General features: G+C 74.2%; 15 protein-coding genes. 5 read left to right on the plus strand and 10 right to left on the minus strand.

What is annotated here, in order from left to right; genetic code table 11:
* Nucleotides 1-59 precede the first annotated feature (59 nt).
* The 3 genes from ABD954_RS03765 to ligD all read left to right on the plus strand — a co-directional run bounded on the left by ABD954_RS03765 (nucleotide 60) and on the right by ligD (nucleotide 2,721).
* Nucleotides 60-698 carry a carboxymuconolactone decarboxylase family protein gene (locus tag ABD954_RS03765; protein ID WP_345484302.1) on the plus strand — a complete coding sequence of 213 codons (639 nt, stop codon included), beginning with the start codon at nucleotides 60-62 and terminating at the stop codon, nucleotides 696-698.
* A gap of 331 nt (nucleotides 699-1,029) precedes the next feature.
* Nucleotides 1,030-1,491: a GreA/GreB family elongation factor gene (locus ABD954_RS03770; protein WP_345484303.1), complete on the plus strand. Its 462-nt coding sequence runs from the start codon at nucleotides 1,030-1,032 to the stop codon at nucleotides 1,489-1,491.
* Between the two features lie 300 nt (nucleotides 1,492-1,791).
* Nucleotides 1,792-2,721 (plus strand): non-homologous end-joining DNA ligase, encoded by a 930-nt coding sequence (ligD, locus tag ABD954_RS03775; RefSeq protein WP_345484304.1) that lies wholly within the window; start codon nucleotides 1,792-1,794, stop codon nucleotides 2,719-2,721.
* Nucleotides 2,722-2,792: 71 nt separating this feature from the next.
* Here ligD and ABD954_RS03780 read toward each other — a convergent pair whose 3' ends face one another.
* The 6 genes from ABD954_RS03780 to ABD954_RS03805 form a co-directional block, all read right to left on the minus strand.
* A complete protein-coding gene (locus tag ABD954_RS03780; protein ID WP_345484305.1) occupies nucleotides 2,793-3,677 on the minus strand; it encodes a geranyl diphosphate 2-C-methyltransferase in 885 nt (294 codons plus the stop codon).
* Between the two features lie 17 nt (nucleotides 3,678-3,694).
* A complete protein-coding gene (locus ABD954_RS03785) occupies nucleotides 3,695-4,954 on the minus strand; it encodes a family 2 encapsulin nanocompartment cargo protein terpene cyclase (protein WP_345484306.1) in 1,260 nt (419 codons plus the stop codon).
* A gap of 83 nt (nucleotides 4,955-5,037) precedes the next feature.
* Entirely contained in the window at nucleotides 5,038-6,453 is a 1,416-nt protein-coding gene (locus ABD954_RS03790) for a family 2B encapsulin nanocompartment shell protein (RefSeq protein WP_345484307.1), read from the minus strand.
* A 386-nt stretch (nucleotides 6,454-6,839) separates the two neighbouring features.
* A complete protein-coding gene (locus ABD954_RS03795; protein WP_345484308.1) occupies nucleotides 6,840-8,333 on the minus strand; it encodes an MFS transporter in 1,494 nt (497 codons plus the stop codon).
* Nucleotides 8,330-9,574, minus strand: coding sequence for an FUSC family protein (locus ABD954_RS03800; RefSeq protein WP_345484309.1), 1,245 nt, complete (start codon nucleotides 9,572-9,574; stop codon nucleotides 8,330-8,332). The genes ABD954_RS03795 and ABD954_RS03800 overlap by 4 nt, the downstream gene beginning before the upstream one ends.
* Before the next feature lie 265 nt (nucleotides 9,575-9,839).
* On the minus strand, nucleotides 9,840-9,971 hold the full coding sequence (locus tag ABD954_RS03805; RefSeq protein WP_345484310.1) for a hypothetical protein: 132 nt from the start codon (nucleotides 9,969-9,971) through the stop codon (nucleotides 9,840-9,842).
* A gap of 266 nt (nucleotides 9,972-10,237) precedes the next feature.
* On the opposite strand from ABD954_RS03805, the gene ABD954_RS03810 reads away from it, so the two are divergent.
* On the plus strand, nucleotides 10,238-10,963 hold the full coding sequence (locus ABD954_RS03810) for a DUF2470 domain-containing protein (RefSeq protein ID WP_345484311.1): 726 nt from the start codon (nucleotides 10,238-10,240) through the stop codon (nucleotides 10,961-10,963).
* Nucleotides 10,964-10,967: 4 nt separating this feature from the next.
* On the opposite strand, the gene ABD954_RS03815 is transcribed toward ABD954_RS03810, so the two are convergent.
* Nucleotides 10,968-12,062: a hypothetical protein gene (locus ABD954_RS03815; protein ID WP_345484312.1), complete on the minus strand. Its 1,095-nt coding sequence runs from the start codon at nucleotides 12,060-12,062 to the stop codon at nucleotides 10,968-10,970.
* 282 nt (nucleotides 12,063-12,344) lie between these two features.
* Between ABD954_RS03815 and ABD954_RS03820 the strand changes: the two genes are divergently transcribed.
* Nucleotides 12,345-15,836, plus strand: a complete 3,492-nt coding sequence (locus tag ABD954_RS03820) for an AfsR/SARP family transcriptional regulator (RefSeq protein WP_345484313.1) — start codon at nucleotides 12,345-12,347, stop codon at nucleotides 15,834-15,836.
* 63 nt (nucleotides 15,837-15,899) lie between these two features.
* Here the strand turns inward: ABD954_RS03820 and ABD954_RS03825 are convergent, their stop codons facing one another.
* From ABD954_RS03825 to ABD954_RS03835, 3 genes are all read right to left on the minus strand, one after another.
* On the minus strand, nucleotides 15,900-16,112 hold the full coding sequence (locus ABD954_RS03825) for a hypothetical protein (RefSeq protein WP_345484314.1): 213 nt from the start codon (nucleotides 16,110-16,112) through the stop codon (nucleotides 15,900-15,902).
* A gap of 233 nt (nucleotides 16,113-16,345) precedes the next feature.
* On the minus strand, nucleotides 16,346-17,158 hold the full coding sequence (gene ddaH / locus ABD954_RS03830; protein WP_345484315.1) for a dimethylargininase: 813 nt from the start codon (nucleotides 17,156-17,158) through the stop codon (nucleotides 16,346-16,348).
* Between the two features lie 68 nt (nucleotides 17,159-17,226).
* A complete protein-coding gene (locus tag ABD954_RS03835) occupies nucleotides 17,227-18,534 on the minus strand; it encodes an MFS transporter (RefSeq protein ID WP_345484316.1) in 1,308 nt (435 codons plus the stop codon).
* Nucleotide 18,535: the final 1 nt, after the last annotated feature.

Here is an 18,535-nt window from a genome sequence, read left to right on the forward strand (position 1 = left end):
GGGAACTCCAGGACCCGCGCCCGCGTTATACCCCCCACGGGTATAACTGAGGAGGCAGGGTGCCAGGTGACAACCAGCCGGGAGGCAAGGGGCCGCGAGGCAAGGGGCCGGGAGGCAAGGGGCGGCGGCTGACCGCGCTCGAACCGGAGCAGGCCACCGGGAAGGCGCGCGAGCTGCTCGCCGACATCGTGGAGCGGCACGGCTCCGCGGGTGAGATGGTCTCGACGATGGCCCACTCGGCGGCGGTCCTCGAGGGTTATCTGAGCCTGTCCCGGGCGATGAAGCGGGTGAAGCTGCCGCGGGCCCTGAGCGAGAAGATCTCGCTGGCCGTGCAGGAGTGGATCGGCTGCGGCACCTGCCGCGAGGCCCACGTGGCCGCGGCCCGCGCCGTCGGCCTGTCCGAGCGGGACATCGAGCTGGCCCGGCAGGGCACGTCGACGGACGCCCGTGAGGCCGCCCTCATCACGGTCGCCCTGCGCGTGCTCGCCGAGCCGAGCACGCTGGGCGACCAGGACGTGTCGGAGCTGCGCGCCCACGGCTGGAGCGACCGCGTCATCACCGAGGTGGTGGGCGTGGTGACGCTCAATCTGCTGACGGGCGCGTTCAACCTGCTGGCCGGGATCCAGCCGGAGGAGCCGGAGGAGGCCGGGGCAGCGGGCGAGCAGGAGGAGGGCGAGCACCTCCGGGACAGCGCCTGAGGAGGGCGGGCCCGGAGACGGCGCCCACGACGGGACCTGAGGGCGGCGCGCCGGAGCCGGGCGCGACGGACGTGCCCGGTCCCGGCCCGGTGACGCCGCACGGTCGCCCCGGGCCGCCGCGCCGTTCGGCGCCGACCCGCCCTCCTCAGGCGCTGTCCCGGAGTCACGCGGCGCGGGCGGCCCGGGGGTCACGCGGCGCGGGCGGCGGCCCCGGGGCACCCGCTCCGCGGACCGCGCGCGCCCGGACCACGGTGATGTGCCGGGCCCTCGGGGCGGTGCGCTCATGAAAGCCCCTGGTACTGCACGTGCCACCAACGACATGGGAGCAGGCATGACCGACGGTCCCGAGCCCATCAGCGCCGACACCCTCCGGGCGCTCCGGGAGGAGCTGGCCGAGCTGCGCGCCGAACGCGAGGCGGCGGCCTCGACGCTGGGGGACGACGACACGGTCGGCGACGACGCCGACGCGGCGGACGAGTTGCGGCGGGCCTCGGACGTCGCCCGGCTCGACCGGCGCATCGCCGAGATCGAGCGCCGCGTCCGCGGCGCGGGCATCGCCGGCGCGCCGCCCTCGGACCGGGTGGGGGTGGGCAGCACCGTCACCGTGCGGTTCGAGGACGGTCGCGAGTCGACCGTCCACATCGGTGAGCTCGCCGACGCGGACGATCCGGCCCTGGTGACCTCCGACAGCCCGCTCGGCACCGCCTTGACGGGCCACAGGCCCGGCGACACGGTGAGCTACCGGACGCCCGGCGGCCCGATGTCGGCGACCGCCGTCTCCCTCGGCGACTGAGGCGCGGGGCGCCGGGCCGCCGGACCCGGGCCCGGCTCCCCATGCCTGACTTCCAGCGCACGGGTCCCGGCCGCCGGACGGCGAAGAGACCGCTCGTCGCCCCGGCCACCGGCCGGAGTCCGGTGCCCGCCCGCCGCGATGCGCCGCGCCGCCGAAGGGAATTCCTCGGAGGGCGCGGGGTAGGCGCGGGGACGTACGGAACGCGGGGACGAGGCACGAGGAGGCGGACGTGGGTCCGAGGGCCGCGCTGAGCGAGTACCACCGGCACCGGGGCTTCGCCCGGACCACGGGAGGCGTCTCGTGACGGCGGCGAAGGGCGACAGGCGGGAGATCCGGGTCGGACGGCACACCGTCGAGGTGGCCCGGCCCGACAAGGTCCTCTTCCCCGACGACGGCATCACCAAGGCCGGCCTGGCCGACTACTACCAGCGGGTGGCGGCCCGCATGCTGCCGCACCTGCGCGGCCGCCCGCTGATGCTCGAACAGCACCCGGACGGCATCGACGACCCCGGCTTCATGCGGAAGGACGTCCCGGGCCACTTCCCCGACTGGCTGGACCGCGTGGAGCTGCCCAAGGAGGACGGGACGGTCACCTACGCGCTGTGCGAGGACACCGCCTCGCTCGTCTACCTCGCGGGCCAGGCGTGCGTCACCCCGCACCGCTGGCTGTCCCGCGCCGACCGGCCCGACCACCCCGACCGGCTGGTGTTCGACCTGGATCCGCCGGGCGACGACTTCGGCGCCGTCCGGCGGGCGGCGCGGCGGCTGCGCACGCTCCTCGACGAACTGGAGCTGCCCGCGCTGCCGATGTCGACCGGCTCGCGCGGCCTGCACGTGGTGGTGCCGCTGCTGCGCCGGGACTCCTTCGACGACGTACGGGACTTCGCCCGGGAGGCCGCGGACCTGCTGGCCGACCGGTACCCGGACGAGCTGACGACGGCGGCCCGCAAGCGGGACCGCCGGGGGCGGCTCTACCTGGACGTCCAGCGCAACGGATACGGCCAGACCGCCGTCGCCCCCTACGCCGTACGGGCCCGGCCCGGCGCGCCCGTCGCGGCGCCGCTGGCCTGGGACGAACTGGACGACCCTGACCTGACGGCGCGCCGTTGGACCCTGGCCGACGCCGACCGGCTCCTCGACCGCGACCCGTGGCGGGACCCGCCGCGCGGCCGCTCCCTCGCGGCGGCCCGTCGCCGGCTCACCGCCCTGCGGGAACCGCCGGCGTCCTAGGCACGCGTCCCTCCGGGGCCGGACCCGCCGGCGGGCGGGTCCGGCCCCGGGGCTGCGCCGGTCGGGGCGGGTCAGACGCGGTCGGCCGCGATCAGGACGTACTGGAAGGAGCCGTCCTTGTACGACTCGATGAACGCCTCCTCGATGCCGGTGACCAGGGAGGACGTGGCCCGCAGCTCCCAGTACGGCAGGGTGTCGGGGGTCAGGTCGATCACCGCCTGGGGCACCAGGCGGTTGTCGGCCATGGCGCGCAGGTATTCGCGGCGGGAGTGGATGTTGCACTCGAAGTGGGCGTTGATCTGGGAGACCCACTTCGAGGGCTGCCCGTACTTGGGGTTCCAGCAGCCGGTGATGGTGACGTAACGGCCGCCGACCGCGAGGACCCGGGAGTGTTCGGCGAACAGGTCGTGCAGGTCGACGTACATGCTGGACTCGTTGTTCCACGAGCCGGCCATCTGCCCGGTCTCGAACGGGGTGTCGAGCATGTTGCACACCCGGGCGCGGACGTGGTCCTCGATGCCGAGCTCGCCGGCCCGCCCGTTGGCGAAGTCGGCCTGCTTGGCCGACAGGGTGACGCCCTCCACCGTGCAGCCGAAGCGCTGGTGGGCCATGACCATGGAGCCGCCGCGGCCGCAGCCCGCGTCCATCAGGGTGTCGTCGCGCCCGATGGGGCCGAGGTGGTCGAGCAGGATCTCGGCCTGCGCCGACTCCAGCCGGTGGAGTTCGGCGATCAGCTTCTTCTCGTACTCGCTGTCCTGGGGGTCCCCCAGCGCGGCGTGGTCGACGGCACCGACGCCGTAGTGGTGGTGGTAGAGCCCGTCGACGTCTCCGAGGCGCAGGTTCACGGGCCTGGCCTCGTTGTTCCAGTAGCGGGCGATGTCCCCCTGATAGGGCGTCGCGGGCGACGGGACGAACGCGGAGGCGTGGTCGGCGGTGGTGAACTCGGTGCTGGTCACAGATAAGGGTCCGTTTCTTACCAGAAGTCGGGCAGGCTGTAGCGGTAGGTGTTGGTCTGGTGCCAGTAGTGGTTGCCGTCCACCCACACGGCCACGCCCTTCAGGAAGCGCAGCACGGTCGGTACGGGGCAGGCGGCGGCCAGCTCGGCGGCCTCGGCCTCGAAGGCGCGCATCAGGTCGTTGTGGACCTCGACGGCCTTCAGATAGGCGTCCTTGTCGGAGAGGCCCTCGCGTTCGGCGATCACCACGGGCAGGTTGAGGTGCTTGCCGGGGCTGGCGAGCTCCTTGGTGTAGGAGTACAGGTCGTTGACGATGGTGGTGGCGTTCCCGGCGAGCGCGATGACCCGCTGCATGGCGGGCTGGGCGTGCAGGTCCGCCGGCAGTTCGTAGCCGCCGACGGTGTCGGTGATGGTGGGGCAGGGACGGAAGTTGTTGAACTGGCGCATCGCCAGGTACTCCCAGACCTCCGGCACGTGGTCGGTCTCGGCCCAGGCGGCCTCGGCGAGGTAGCCCATGTGCAGCCGGGCCATGTCGTGCCGGTAGCGGTCCGCCTGGGAGGCGGTGGCCGACTGGACGAAGTAGGCCATGGCCGAGCGGTAGGCGCGCCGCGGGGCGTCCGAGCCGAGCGACTCGGCCCAGCCGGGGGCGTACTCCGACGTGGTGTGCAGCGGGTCGAGGGCGGTGTGGGCGAGCAGGAGCCGGCTGCCCAGGCCGATCGGGGAGCCGCCGTGGTCCTCGCAGTAGCAGTCGTCGACGGCGTTCTCGGCCACCATCAGGCGGGTGGCGATCATCAGGTGGTCGATCGTCGGGGCGTCCGGGTGGCAGGCGACCATGTAGCGCCCGACGGAGAAGCCGTCGAAGTCGCCCTCCCACTCGTCGGGGAAGAGGTCGACCTCGTCGACGGCCCATTCCTTGATCCGGCGGCTGACCTCCGCCACCCGGGCCGCATCGGGTTCCGGGACGGGGTGGTGGTAGAGGCCCGGGATCGGGGTGCCCTCCGCCGGGGCGGGGGGTACCGGCAAAGCGGGCGGCTCGGGCCGCCGGGCCAGGGAGAGGGCCGCCGTGCCGAGCCCGCTGGGTCCGCGCAGGATCCGTGCGAGCTCGGGGTGGGGCGGTGCGGGTACGCCGTCGGGTGCGGCCGGCTCGGCGGGCGCGGCCGGGTGGGCGGACGGGAACGGGAGGGAGGGCGGGCCGGGCAGCGGCGGCCGTGCGGGCGGGGCGGACGAGGAAGCGGAGGGCGGGCTCGACTGCGCTGGGGAAAGCCCGGGGTCGGGCATCCGTGGCTCCTTGCTGGGGTGGGTGGGCCGTCCCGGCCCGGGGAAGCCCGGCGCGGCCCTCGGAAGGTTCCTCGACGGGCGTCCTAGTCGCGCCTGCGGGCGATCTGGACGTTCTCCAGCACGCCGAGCGCGTCGGGGACGAGGACGGCGGCGGAGTAGTAGGTGGTGACGAGGTACGAGATGATCGCCTGCTCGCTGATGCCCATGAAGCGCACCGAGAGGCCCGGCTCGTACTCCTCCGGCAGGCCGGTCTGGCGCAGGCCGATGACGCCCTGGTTGTCCTCGCCGGTACGCATGGCGATGATGGAGCTGGTCTGCTCCTTGCTGATCGGGATCTTGTTGCAGGGCAGGATCGGGACGCCGCGCCAGGCCGGTACGAGCTGGCCGCCGAGGTCGACGTGGTCCGGGTAGAGCCCGCGGGCGTTGAACTCGCGTCCGATGGCCGCGATGGTCTTGGGGTGGGCGAAGAAGAACTTGGTGCCGCGGCGGCGGCAGAGCAGTTCGTCGAGGTCGTCCGGGGTGGGCGGGCCCGAGTGGGGCTGGATGCGCTGCTTGAAGTCGGCGTTGTGGAGGAGGCCGAACTCGCGGTTGTTGACGAGCTCGTGCTCCTGGCGCTCGCGCAGCGCCTCGATGGTGAGGCGGAGCTGTTCCTCGGTCTGGTTGTGCGGGCCGTTGTAGAGGTCGGCGACGCGGGTGTGGACCTTGAGGACGGTCTGGGCGACGGAGAGCTCGTACTCGCGCGGGTTGAGCTCGTAGTCGACGAAGGCGCCGGGCAGTTCGACCTCGCCGACGTGGCCGGCCGACATGGCGATCTCGGCCTCGCCGTGACGGTTCTGCCGCTGCTGGGGCAGGGAGCTGAACGCCTGGATGTGGGCCTCGAGGCTGGGCGCCTGGGCCATCACGGAGGCGAAGTCGGAGCGGGAGAGGGTGAGCAGGGTGCCGGGGGTCTCGGCGGTGGCGGTGTAGTCCCACGTGGCGTCGGCGTCCAGGAGGGCGTTCTCGCCGAAGCGGTCGCCGTCGGCGAGGACGGCGACGGAGACCTCGTCCCCGTACTTGCCGACGGACGCCTGGTTGACCCGGCCGTGGGCGATGAGGTGGATCTGGTCGGCGGGCGCGCCGCGCTCGACGAGGACCTCGCCGGCGCGGAAGTCGCGCTGGACGCAGCGGCCGGCCAGGGCGGTGAGCACGTCCTCGTCCTCGAAGCCGCGCAGCAGGGCCAGTTCGCCGAGCTCGCGGGGGATCACGCGGACGGCGGCGCCGTCCTGGACGAACTCGATGACCCCGTCCCCGACGGTGTAGGTGAGCCGGCGGTTCACCCGGTAGGCGCCGCCCTTCGTCTCCACCCAGGGGAGCGAGCGCAGCAGCCACCGGGAGGTGATCTCCTGCATCTGCGGGGCGGACTTGGTCGTGGTGGCGAGGTTCCGGGCAGCCGCGGTGCTCAGGCTGGACTGCTGCCGCGGCGGCTCCACCTGGGACTCCGGACCGGTCTCAACGGTCATGGAACGGGTACTCCTTTGGAAGGCGGAATGCGGAAAACCCGGGTCAATCACCGGGAATCCGGGCCAGACCGGCCAGATCGGCCAGATCCTGGGGAACAGTAACGCTCCGTGTGCACGGCGTGCCGCATGAGACCGGAGGCATTACCTCGATGCGGTGATCTTGCTCGGTGTGGGGTTTATCCGGGTCACCTGCCGCATTCGAGCCAGTCGCGCGAGGGCGCCCGGGCGGCGGCTCCTCGCCGCGCCCGGGCGCCAACTGCCTTTCCCGTTCTCCTTGGTGTGATGTCTTCGGTGGGGACGCGCAGGACGTGCCCGGCGCTCCGGGGCCGCGTCGCGGCGGCGGAAACGCCGGTGCCGTCTTCGTGCAGAGACGTTTTTGGCCACCGTCAGGGCCGGACGCGCTCCGTGGACGGCTTGGCCGTCGAGAGGGGCTCGGCGATGTCCTCCAGGGAGCGGCGTTCGGCGTTCACCGCCAGGAAGACGGCGACGAGGCCGGCGGCGCACATGAGGGCGGCGCCGATCTGGAAGGCGAGGACGGTGTCGGCGACCACGCCGGACTCGGTGAGGCCGGCGAAGATCAGGGGTCCGCTGATGCCGCCGGCCGCGGTGCCGAGGGCGTAGAAGAAGGCGATGGCCATGGCCCTGGTCTCCATGGGGAAGACCTCGGAGACGGTCAGGTAGGCGCTGGAGGCGCCGGTCGACGCGAAGAAGAGCACCACGCACCAGCAGGCGGTGAGGCCGGCCGCGCTCAGGGAGCCCCGGTCGAAGAGCCAGGCGGTGGCGAACAGCAGGAGGCCGGACAGCAGATAGGTGGAGGAGATCATGATGCGGCGGCCGACGGTGTCGAAGAGCCTGCCGAGCAGCAGCGGGCCGACGAAGTTGCCGGCGGCGATGACGGCGAAGTAGTAGCCGGTGTGCCCGGTCGGCACGTCGTAGAAGGTGGTGAGGATGGCACCGAAGCCGAAGGTGATCGCGTTGTACAGGAACGCCTGGCCGATGAAGAGCGACAGGGCGAGGACGGCACGGCGGGGGTAGCGGGCGAAGACGGTCTTCGCGATCTCGCCGAATCCGACGCTCTTGCGCTGGTGGATGGTGATCTCACGGGCGGGCGGCGGGAGCGGCTCGCCCTTCTCCCGCTCGATCTCGCGTTCGACGGAGGCGACGAGCTTCTCCGCCTCCTCGCCGCGGCCGTGGATGAACTGCCAGCGCGGGCTTTCCGGTACGTGCCGGCGGACGAGCAGGATGACCAGGCCGAGGACCACGCCGAGGGCGAAGCTGAGCCGCCAGCCGACGTTCTCGGGGAAGATGTCGGTGTCCAGCATGACGATGGACAGCAGGGCGCCGCCGATGGCCCCGAGCCAGTAGCTGCCGTTGATGATCAGGTCGACCCGGCCCCGGTAGAGGGACGGGATCAGTTCGTCGATGGCGGAGTTGATGGCCGCGTACTCGCCTCCGATGCCGAAGCCGGTCAGGAAGCGGAAGAGGAAGAACCACCAGACCTCGGTCGACAGCGCGGTCAGCGCGGTCGCGGCCAGATAGACCGCCAACGTCACCATGAAGAGCCGTTTGCGGCCGTAGCGGTCGGTCAGCCAGCCGAAGAACAGCGCCCCGGAGCAGGCTCCGGCCACGTACAGGGCGGCGGCGACGCCGGTGACCTGGGCGGAGGTGATGGCCAGTCCGCTGCCGTCCTCGGCGATGCGGCCGGCGACGTTGCCGACGATGGTGACTTCGAGACCGTCGAGGATCCAGACGGTGCCGAGACCGATGACGATCATCCAGTGCCAGCGTGACCAGGGCAGCCGGTCCAGGCGCGCCGGTACGGCGGTGGTGACCGTGCCGGTCTCCTCCGGCACGGGCGCGGACGACGATGGGGCCGTCATGTCTCCCTCTCCTCTTTCTCGTGGATGGTCCCCCGCGTTTCCCGGTCCGCCTTCCTCCCCCGTGGGCGCTTGCGGGACCCGCCCCGCCGGGACGTCAGCCGCAGGCGCCGGGCGCGCCGTTCGCGGCGTTCGCGCCCCTGCCGGTCGAGCTCTTCCATGAGGCGCCGTCCCCGGTGCTCGGGGTCGAGCTCGTCCAGGATGCGGTCGACCTCGGTGAGCATCGCCCCGTAGAGCTGCCACCGGGCGGGCTCGCTCAGCGCGAGGGCGAGCAGCAGGTCGGCGGCGCGGTCGCGGCAGACGCGGGCGGCCCGCAGTTCGCCGGCGAGCCGGGTCTCGGCCGCCTCGGCCGCCTCGCTGCCGGACACGGTGACGAGGACGGCGAAGCTGACGAAGGCGTCGGCGGTGTGCTGGGCGGTCTCCTGGAGGGCGAGGGCGGTGGAGCGGGGCAGCAGGTCCCGGCCGGCGCGTTCCTTCGCCAGGTCGGTGATGGTGCGGGTCAGCACGCGCAGCACGACGGCGCAGATCTCCAGGGTGTCCAGGCCGGTGCGCAGCACGATGCGGTGCAGCAGGCCCTCCTTGACGCGCGGGTTGAGCCGGAGGCTGTCCTCGGCCGTGCGCAGGGCGGCGTCGACGTCGGCGACGTCGTTGTCGAGGCGGCGCGCCTCGTGCAGCCGGGCCGCGGCCCGTTCGTACGGGGTGGCGCCGGTGAACTCCTCGGCCACGTCGAGCAGCAGTCTGCGCATCCGCCGGGCCAGGTCCTCGATGGACTCCCCGGCGGTGTCCACCCAGACGGGCGGTGCGAGCACCAGGTTGAAGAGCATGCCGACGACGGCGCCGATCAGCGTCTCCAGGACCCGGTCCCAGGCGGTGTGGGCCACCTGGGTGACGCCGAGCACGAGCATCGCGCTGATGGCGACCTCGGGGACGAACTCCTCCACCTTGACCATCCGGCCGACGAGGAGCGAGGCCAGGATGATGAGGGCGAGGCTCCACCAGGAGAGGCCGACGAGCACGCTGAACGCGATGGCGATGAGCACGCCCACGACGACGGAGTTGACCCGGCGCAGACTGGTCGTGAGGGTCGAGTACAGCGTCACCTGCACGACGAGCAGGGCGGTCAGCGGCGCGGTCAGGGGCGCCGCCTCGCTGCTGAGCCAGAGGGCGACGACGTACGACAGGGTCGCCGCCGCCGTGGACCGCACGGTCTGGACGACGAACGGATCGCGCCGCAGCTTCCTCATGAGCTCGGTGTCCCGGGCGCTTCGCCTTCTGGGCTGCGTCACGTGCTCCCTCGCCATCGCCGTACGGTGTCCCGCCCGCCCGAGCGTGCCATCCCGCCTCGTCGGCGCCCTTCCGGCACACCGGGCCCGGGTCCGTGTGCCCTCCGAAGGGGGAGGGCACGCCCCACGCCTGCCCCGCTCGACGCGGTCCACGCCCGGGGTCGTGCGAGGCGGTCCGGGTGCGGCGGGTGCCGGGCTCCGGCCGGGCGGGGGCGGGGCGGCGGCCTCAGCGGCCCTTGTGGAGGAGCGCGTTGACCAACGCGCCGTCGGCGGGCGGGACCCGGCCGTGCCGCAGCGGCACCCCGAGGGCTTCGGCCAGGCCGTCCAGGCCGGTGTCCACGGCCGCCTCGACGGTCACGGCCAGACCCGTGACGGCCGCGCGCCCTTCCCGTACGCCCGTCACGGCGAGCCCGGCGGCGAGCGGCAGGGCCGGCCACCAGAGGGACGGTCAGTGGTCATGGGCGTGGAGCCCAGTGGCCACTCCGGGACCACCTCGGGCGGAGGGCCGTTCCGGGCGGTGGATGTCGGCAGGACGGCGGGGCGGTGGGAGGGCTGGTCCACCGAGTGGGCAATAAGTTAGGTTAGCCTTACCTCAGTCGCCGATCCGTCCCGCGAGGAGTCCCCTTGAGCGCCGCCCACGACACCGTCCCGCCCGAGCAGACCGCGGCCGAGCACGTCCGTTCCGTACTGGCCCGGGCCATCTCCCTCACCCTCACCCTGGAGGGACAGGACGTCGACCTGATCGGCATGCACTCCGTGGACGCCGACGGGCGGATCACCCTCCACCTCCCGGCCGACAGTCCCCTCGCCGTGCGGATCGCCACCGGGCCGGGCGACGGCTCCCCCGCCGTACTGGAGTTCACCGACATCGCGCCCACCCCGCTGCGCGACCGCGTACGCGCCAGGGTGACGGTCTCCGGACGGCTCGTCCCCACCGGGGCGCCGGGCGGCGGTGCGGCCCGGCTCGAACCGGCGCGGGTGACGCTGCGCACCGCGACCGCTCGCCACGAGGTCGGCCTCGGCGCCTTCGCCCTCGCCGAGGCGGACCCGCTCGCCGTCGAGGAGGCGGCGATGCTCACGCATCTCGCCGACGCCCACGAGGACATGGTGGCCGACCTCGTCGTCCTCGCCGGTTCGCGCCTGCCGCACGGCGTGGTGCGGGCGATGCCCCTCGCCGTCGACCGGCACGGCATCACGCTGCGCTGCGAGTACCGCGAAGGACACTGCGACCTGCGCCTGCTCTTCCCGGCGACGGCGCGCGACGCCGCCGAGGCCGGAGAGCAGGTCCGGCGGCTCCTCACCACACCCCGCTGCGCGCATCACCACCGCCACCCGTCCCCCCGCCCCTGAGCCGTCAGCACAGGGCGTCCCACTGGTGGAGCGCCCGGAGGGCGGCGGCGCGGAGGCCGGGGGCCGCGGGGCCGGCGGAGTCGTCCGGACAGGCGCTCTCGGCCGGACACGCGTTCTCGGCCGGGCACGCGGGGCCCGGCGTCAGGAGGAAGTCGGCGACCGGCGTGAGGAGCAGCGGGGTGCCGGCCGCGGGAGTGAGGAAGCGGGCGCGGTCCCAGGTGTGCCGGATGACGGTGCGTCGGAGGAGGACACCGTGCCGAGCGGGGCGCGGCGGAGTACGGGACGCCTCGGCGCGGCGCCGGTGTTCGGGGGCGAGCTCGCGCGCGAGAGCGGCGCGGACGGCGGCGAGGGGGCCGAGCGGCAGGTGGTCGGCGGCCCGGTCCAGGAGCGCGGCGGCCTCCGGGGCCAGCCGGTAGGCGGCGACGACGGCGGCGGTCTCCGCGGGTTCGAAGGGACGGCCGGTGAGCCCGGCGACGTCGAGGAGGGTCACGGGACCGGGGGGCAGCGCGGGCCGGTGCAACCGGGACTCGGCGAGGGCGATGAGGCACTCCACGGGCTCGTCGGCGACCAGGTACGGCCGTACCGGCACGGTCGCGCCGTCACCCGGAAGCGCGGCCGTGCTGAGGTGGACGCGGTACCAGGGGTCGGCCAGCGGGTCCTCGGCGGGCCAGTGGACCGTGACGGCGGTGTGGTGCGGGCGCTCGCCGAGCAGCGACACGTCGATGTGCTCCACCGGGTGGTCGGTGACCACGCGGACGACGGCCTGCCAGAGCGCCGCCTCGTCGGGGGCGACCAGTTCGAGGCCGTCCAGCGGCCGCAGCAGACCGGCCGGGTAGTAACCGGCGAGCGGGAGACCGCGGAGGGGGCGGACGCCGGTGGACCGGGCGAGGCCGGCGGCCAGGCGGGCGTAGTGGGCGGCGCGGTCGCGGGCCCGGCGCAGTTCGTCGCGCGCGGGCTCGCCCATCCGCACCCCGTCGCGGACCAGCGCGGAGAGCACCAGGTGCGGCAGATGGCGACAGGACCGGGCGCGGTGGAGCAGTTCGGCGGGGCCGTCGGCCGGGTCGGCGTCGAGCAGCCGGTACAGCAGTGCGGTGTTCACGACGTCCGCCTCCGAAGGTAGGGTCAGGGCCCGGCTCCACCGGCGGGCGAGAGGGGCGGGCGGCGGTCCCGGTACCGTCTCCGGCGGGCCCGCGGCACGACGATTCTGCCCAGTACGGTTCAACACCCGGTCACCACACGCTCAACACACTCTCGACACCGAGCACGACGCTGTGGTTAAAAAGGTGACACAAATCTGACATGCGTGCCGACGGGGGTGGGCACCGTGTTCCGGGGTGTTGGGGGCACAATGGGCGATCTCCGTTTCTCGTTACTCGGTCTGATGCGGGCTCACCGGGGCGCCACGGCGCTCAAGGTGGGCAGTCCGCAGCAGCAGGCGATGCTGGCGGTGCTCCTGCTGCGGCCGGGGTACGCGGCGAGTGCCACCGATCTGATCTCCGCGCTGTGGGGCGAGGAGCCGCCGGGCGCGGCCATGACCACGGTGCGCACCTACGCATGGCGCTGGCGCAAGGTGCTGGACGCCGAGGGGAAGGGCGAGGAGGGGGCCGAGGCCACGGGCGCCCGAGCCGGGTCCGGTTCCGGCGCCGGGTCCGAACGTCCGGCGTCGAGCGTGCTGGTGTCGATGGGCGACGGCTACCGGCTGGTCCTGCCGAAGCTCGCGGTGGACGCGGCACGGGCGGAGGCGCTGGGCAGCGAGGCGGAGCGCACCGCGCGGACCGATCCGCTGCGCGCCCGCGACCTGCTCAACCAGGCGTTGGAGCTGTGGCAGGGCGAGCCGCTGGCCGGTGTGCCCGGCCCGTTCGCCGAACGGCACCGGCAGCGGCTCGAAGAACTGCGGCTGACCCTCCTGGAGGAGCGGATCGGCCTCGACCTGACGCTCGGCCGCCACTCGCGCTGCATCCCCGAGCTGACCTCGCTGACCACCGAACACCCGCTGCACGAGCGGGCGTACGGGCTGCTGATGCGGGCGCTGTACCAGGCCGGACGGCAGGCGGACGCGCTCGCCGTGTTCCGCGGCGTACGGCAGTTGTTCCTCGCCGAGCTGGGCGTCGCCCCGGGGGCGGAACTGGACCACCTGCACCGGAGGATTCTGGAGGGCGATCCGGCCCTGGCCGCTCCGGCACCGAGCCCGGTGACCGCCCGGTCGGCGACGGCCGCCGTCACGGCCGCGGGGACGGAGCCGGGGACCGGAGCAGGGGCGGAAGCGGGCGCGGGGACAGGAGCGGGGGCAGGGGCGGCGGGATCCGAGGGTTCGGGGCCGGGTTCGGGGCCGGTCCCGCAGGACGAGCGGCGGGACGCGGAGGCGGCTCGGGCCGGATCCGGCGCGCACGGCCCCGGTGGCGACGGTGCGGAGGGGGACGGTTCCGCTCCTCACGCGGCCGACTCCGGCCGCCGGACGGAGCGGGACGGCAGGGACCCGCGGGAAGCGGTCGCGAGACCGGCCGCCGCACCGCCCAGACCGGCCCAGCTCCCGCCGGACGCCGCCGACTTCACCGGACGGACCGCGTCCGTCCGCATGCTGGTCGAGGCGCTCGGCACCCCCTCCGCCCAGGCACTGGTGATCGCCACCGTGGTCGGCATGGGCGGGGTCGGCAAGACCGCGCTGGCCCTGCACGTGGCCCACCGGGTCCGGGAGAGCTACCCGGACGGCCAGTTGTACGTGGACCTGCGCGGCTCCGACCCCGTACCGGCCGATCCGGAGGCGGTGCTCAGCGGCTTCCTGGTCGCGCTCGGAGTGCCGGGCGACGCCGTGCCGGACGGTCTCGACGCGCGGTCGGCGCTGTTCCGGTCCGTGGTGGACGGGCGGCGGCTGCTGCTGGTGCTCGACAACGCCAAGGACGCGGCGCAGATCCGGCCGCTGCTCCCGGGATCGGTCGGCTGCGCGGTCCTCACCACCGGGCGCACCCGGCCCGCCGGGATCCCGGCCACGGTCCAGGTCGACCTGGACGTGTTCCAGCCCGCCGAGGCGCTGGACCTGCTCGGCCGCACGATCGGCGCGGCACGGCTGGACGCGGAACGGGAGGCGGCGCGCGAACTGGTGGTGGCCTGCGGCCATCTGCCGCTCGCCGTCCGGATCGTGGCCGCCCGGCTCGCGGCCCGCCCGGGCTGGACGGTGGAGACCCTGAGCCGCCGGCTCCAGGTGGAGCGGCGGCGCATCGACGAACTGCGGATCGGCGACCTCGCGGTCGCGGCGGCCTTCGAACTGAGCTACCGGCAGCTGACCGCCGACCAGGCCAGGGCGTTCCGGCTCGTCGCCTCGGTGGACGGTCCGGACATCGGCCTCCCGGCCGCCGCCGCGCTGCTCGACCTCGACGAGTACGACGCCGAGGACCTCCTGGAGGCGCTGGTGGACGTGGCGATGGTCGAGTCGCCGTTCCCGGGGCGCTACCGCTACCACGACCTGCTGCGGGCGTTCGCGCGGCGGCGTCCCGCGCAGGAAGGGGACCGCGCCTCGGCGGCGGACGGTGCGGCGGCGGGCGGCGGGGCGGCCGCCGGGGAGGCGGCTGCCGGAGAGGCGGTGGCGGCCCGGGACCGGCTGCTGGACCATCTCCTCGCCACGGCCTGCACCGCCTTCCAGCACGCGGTGCCCGGCGACCCGGCGGCGGGCGCACTGGGCCCGGCCCGCTCCCCGGGAGTGGCGCTGGCCGGACGGGACGCGGCCCGGGAGTGGGCGGCGGCGGAACGGGCGGGCGCGGCGGCACTGGCGGCCCAGGTCGCGGCGGACGCGAGCGCGGGTCCGCCGACCGGAATGGCGGCCGGAGTGACGAGGGGGACGACGACCGGCGGGCCCGCGGGGGCATCGGCCGCGATGACGGACGGGGCAACGGAGGGGGTGCTGACCGGTGCCGGGGCCGGGGTGCCGACGGGGCCGACGGACCGGGGCGGGGCTCCGGACGGGGTGCCCTGGACGGCGCTGCGGGCGGCGATCGACCTGCTGATCGCGCTCACCCCGTTCGTCCTCAGTCCGCCGAGCCGTCAACTCGCGACGACCGCGGACGCGTTGGCCGAGGCCGCGGTACGACACGGTGACGTGCGGGCGGCCGGTCGGGCGCATTTCCTGCGCGGGAACGTGGCCCTGGCGGCGACCCGTCTCGACGCGGCCGAGGCGGCTGCCCGCCAGGCGGTGACCGCGGCGCGGACGGCCGGAGACACGGTGATCCTGCGCCAGGCCCTCAACGACCTCGGGCTGATCTGCCAGTTCCTCAGCCGCTTCGACGAGGCGGTGGACCACTACGACGAGGCCCTGGTGCTCGCGAACGAGCTGGGGCACCGCTCCGGCGCCCTGGTGACGACCGTGAACGCCGCGCTCGCACGCGTCCGCAGCGGGCGGGCCGCCGAGGCGGTGGAGATCTGTCACGCGGTGCTCGCCGAACTGCGCACCCGGCAGGACGAGCCCGGGCGGGCGTACACCCTGTACGTGCTCGGCCTGGCGCTGCACGGGCTCGGGCAGCACGAGGAGGCGGTGACCTGGTTCGGGGAGTGCCTGGCGGTGGCGACGGGTGCCGGTCTGCGCGACCGGGCGGCGCACGCCCGCTACCGGCTCGCGGACAGCCTGCGGTCGCTGGGCCGGGCCGACGAGGCGCTCGACCACGCCGGGCAGGCGCTGGTGCTGTGCGAGGAGCTGGGGGCGGAACGGGACCAGGCGCAGGCGCTGGTGGTGCTGGGCGGGGCGCTGCGGGACCTGGGGCGCGGGGCCGAGGCCGGGGTGCGGCTGCGGGAGGCGCATGAGATCTTCTGCCGGCTGGGGCTGCCGGAGGCCGCCGAGGTGGCGGGGCTCCTCGAAGAGCCGGAGCTCGCGCTGGTCGATCCGTGAGGACCTGGCGGCCATGGCCGGGAGAAACGGTCCTGCGCGGGAGGGGCGTCGCGGTACGGCGGCTCAGGAGCCGGTGCTGTTCCAGTCCTTGTCGTCGGTCGGGGTGGGGGTGGGGGTGGCCACCGTGCCGGTGACGGCCCCGCTCTGGCCGGCGCCGGTGCTGCCGTCGGCCGTCGCCGTGCCCGCCGCTGCGAGGGCGATCACCGCGCCGAGGCCGAGGCCCGCGACGGCCAGGCGGATCCGGGTGGCACCGAGGGTGTCGAAACGCTTCGCCATGTCTGCTCCCTAGGACGTCTTCCCTGGTGGGAAGGGGTTTTTTCGGGGCTCCCGGAGTGCTCCGGGCTGATGGCACCACCATGGCAAGGCGCGTTCAACGGCCGATCGACGCACGAGCACCGTGCGTCGACCGCCGTCGTTGATCGGGGGGTCGGCCCAGGCGTTGACCCGGGAGTGCTGCTCAAAGGGTCATCGGGGGCCGCTCGGGGCCGAGGCCGTCCGTCCCGTACGGGTCAGACGGCCTCACGGATCTCCAGGGTGCAGCACTTCACGCTGCCGCCGCCCTTGAGCAGCTCCGAGAGGTCCATCCCGACGGGCCGGAAGCCGCGTTCCCGCAGCCGGGCCGCCACGCCGGTCGCGGCCTCGGGCAGCACCACGTTCAGGCCGTCGCTCATCAGGTTGAGCCCGAACGCCTCCGCGTCCTCCTCCTCCACGCGCACCGCGTCCGGGAACAGCCGTCGCAGCACCGCCCGGCTGCCGGCCGAGAAGGCACCGGGGTAGTACACGATCTGGTCGGCGTCCAGGACGCCGAGCGCGGTGTCGAGGTGGTAGAAGCGCGGGTCGACCAGGTCCAGGCCGATCACCGGGCGGCCGAGGAACTCCTGGGCCTCCGCGTGTCCCGCGGACTCGCTGCGGAAGCCACGCCCGGCAAGGAGGTGCCGGCCCGTCAGCAGCAGGTCGCCCTCGCCCTCGTTGACGTGGAGCGGGTCGTGGGCGGTGAAGCCGCGGGCCCGGAACCACTCCAGGTAGGCGGGGCCTTCGGCGGCCCGCTCGGCGTTGCGGAACCGGGCGCCGAGCACCTTGCCGTCGACGACGGTGGCGCCGTTCGCCGCGTACACCATGTCGGGCAGTCCGGGCAGCGGGTCGATCAGGTCGACGCGGTGGCCCAGTTCGACGTACAGGTCGTGGAGCCGCTCCCACTGGACGACGGCGAGGTCGGTGTCGACCGGTTTGGCGGGGTCCATCCAGGGGTTGATCGCGTAGCTGACCTCGAAGTGGGTCGGCCGGCACATCAGGAAGCGGCGCGGGCGCGCGGTGCGGGTCATGGAGGGCTCCGGGAGGTCGGGAGGTGCGCGCCGGGAGGGGACCGGACGGCGGGGAGGGACGAGGGGTTTCAGGAGGACGCGGGCCGGTCGGGGAAGCTGCGCAGCCGGCGCAGCGGGCTGGCGAGGAGCACGGCGCCGGCCGAGAGCAGCACGCTCGCCATGATCCACAGGGTGGTGCGGGCACCGAGCAGGCCGCCCAGCCAGCCGCCGAGCAGAGCGCCCACCGGGATGGCGCTGAAGTTGACGGTCGAGGCGCTGGCCCGGATCCGGCCGATCATGGCGGGCGGGCAGTATGCCTGGTAGAAGCTGCCGGCGATGACGTTTCCGGCGATGACGCCGCAGACCGCGATCGCCCAGGCCGCCGCGCTCACCGGGAGCGGCAGCCGCTCCCCCGCCAGCGGCAGCAGGAGGATGAACGGCGCTCCCACCAGTTCGCACAGCAGCAGGCCGCGCGCCGTGCCGAACCGGCGGGCGATCCGCCCGGCGAGCGCGGCACCGGCCAGGCCGCCGACCGACACCACGGCGAACACCGCCCCGACGCCGCCGGGCGTCACGCCCACGCTGCGGACCAGGAAGATCATCTGAACGGCCTGGATGCCGTTGAGGCCGAGGTTGCCGACGGCCGCGAAGCTCGCGAGGGTCCGCAGGTACGGGTCGCGCACCAGGAACCGGACGCCCTCGCCGATCTCGCGCAGGATCCCGCGCCGCTCGGACACCGGCGGCGGCTTCTCCTCGGCCCGGATGGAGCCCAGGAAGAGCGCCGACACGAGGTAGGTGGCGGCGTCGGCGAGCAGACCGCTGGCCGCGCCGAACGCCTGGGCGAGCAGACCGGCCAGGCCGGGGCCGGCGATCTCCGCCGCCGCGTCCCCGGACCGGAGCTTGACGTTGGCCTCCAGCAGGTCCTTCTTGGCGACCAGCGAGGGCAGGACGGCGCCGTACGCGGTGGAAAGGAACACCTTCACCGCGCCGGCCAGCAGCGCCACCGCCACCAGCTGGGCCATGGTCAGCACGCCGAACCAGCCGGCCACCGGCACGCTGCCGAACAGCACCAGCAGGAGCAGGTCGCAGACCAGCATCACCTTCAGGCGGGGCCAGCGGTCCACCCAGGCCCCGGCCAGCAGGCCGAGGAAGAGCCACGGCAGCCAGGCGGAGGCGGTCAGCACCCCGACCATGAACGGCGAGGCGTCGAGGGTGACGACGGCGACCAGGGCGAGCGCGACGTTGCCGACGGCGGTGCCGAGGCCGCTGGTGGTCTCACCGATCCAGAGCTTGCGGAAGTCGCCCTGGGCCCACAGGCCCCAGCGGCTCCTCGGCGGCTTCCCGGCCGCCGGGGAGGAGGCGGGCACCGGGGGCGGCTGGACGGAGGCGGTGGTCATG

The organism is Streptomyces roseoviridis (genome assembly GCF_039535235.1).
In the GTDB taxonomy this organism is placed as follows: Bacteria; Actinomycetota; Actinomycetes; order Streptomycetales; family Streptomycetaceae; genus Streptomyces; species Streptomyces roseoviridis.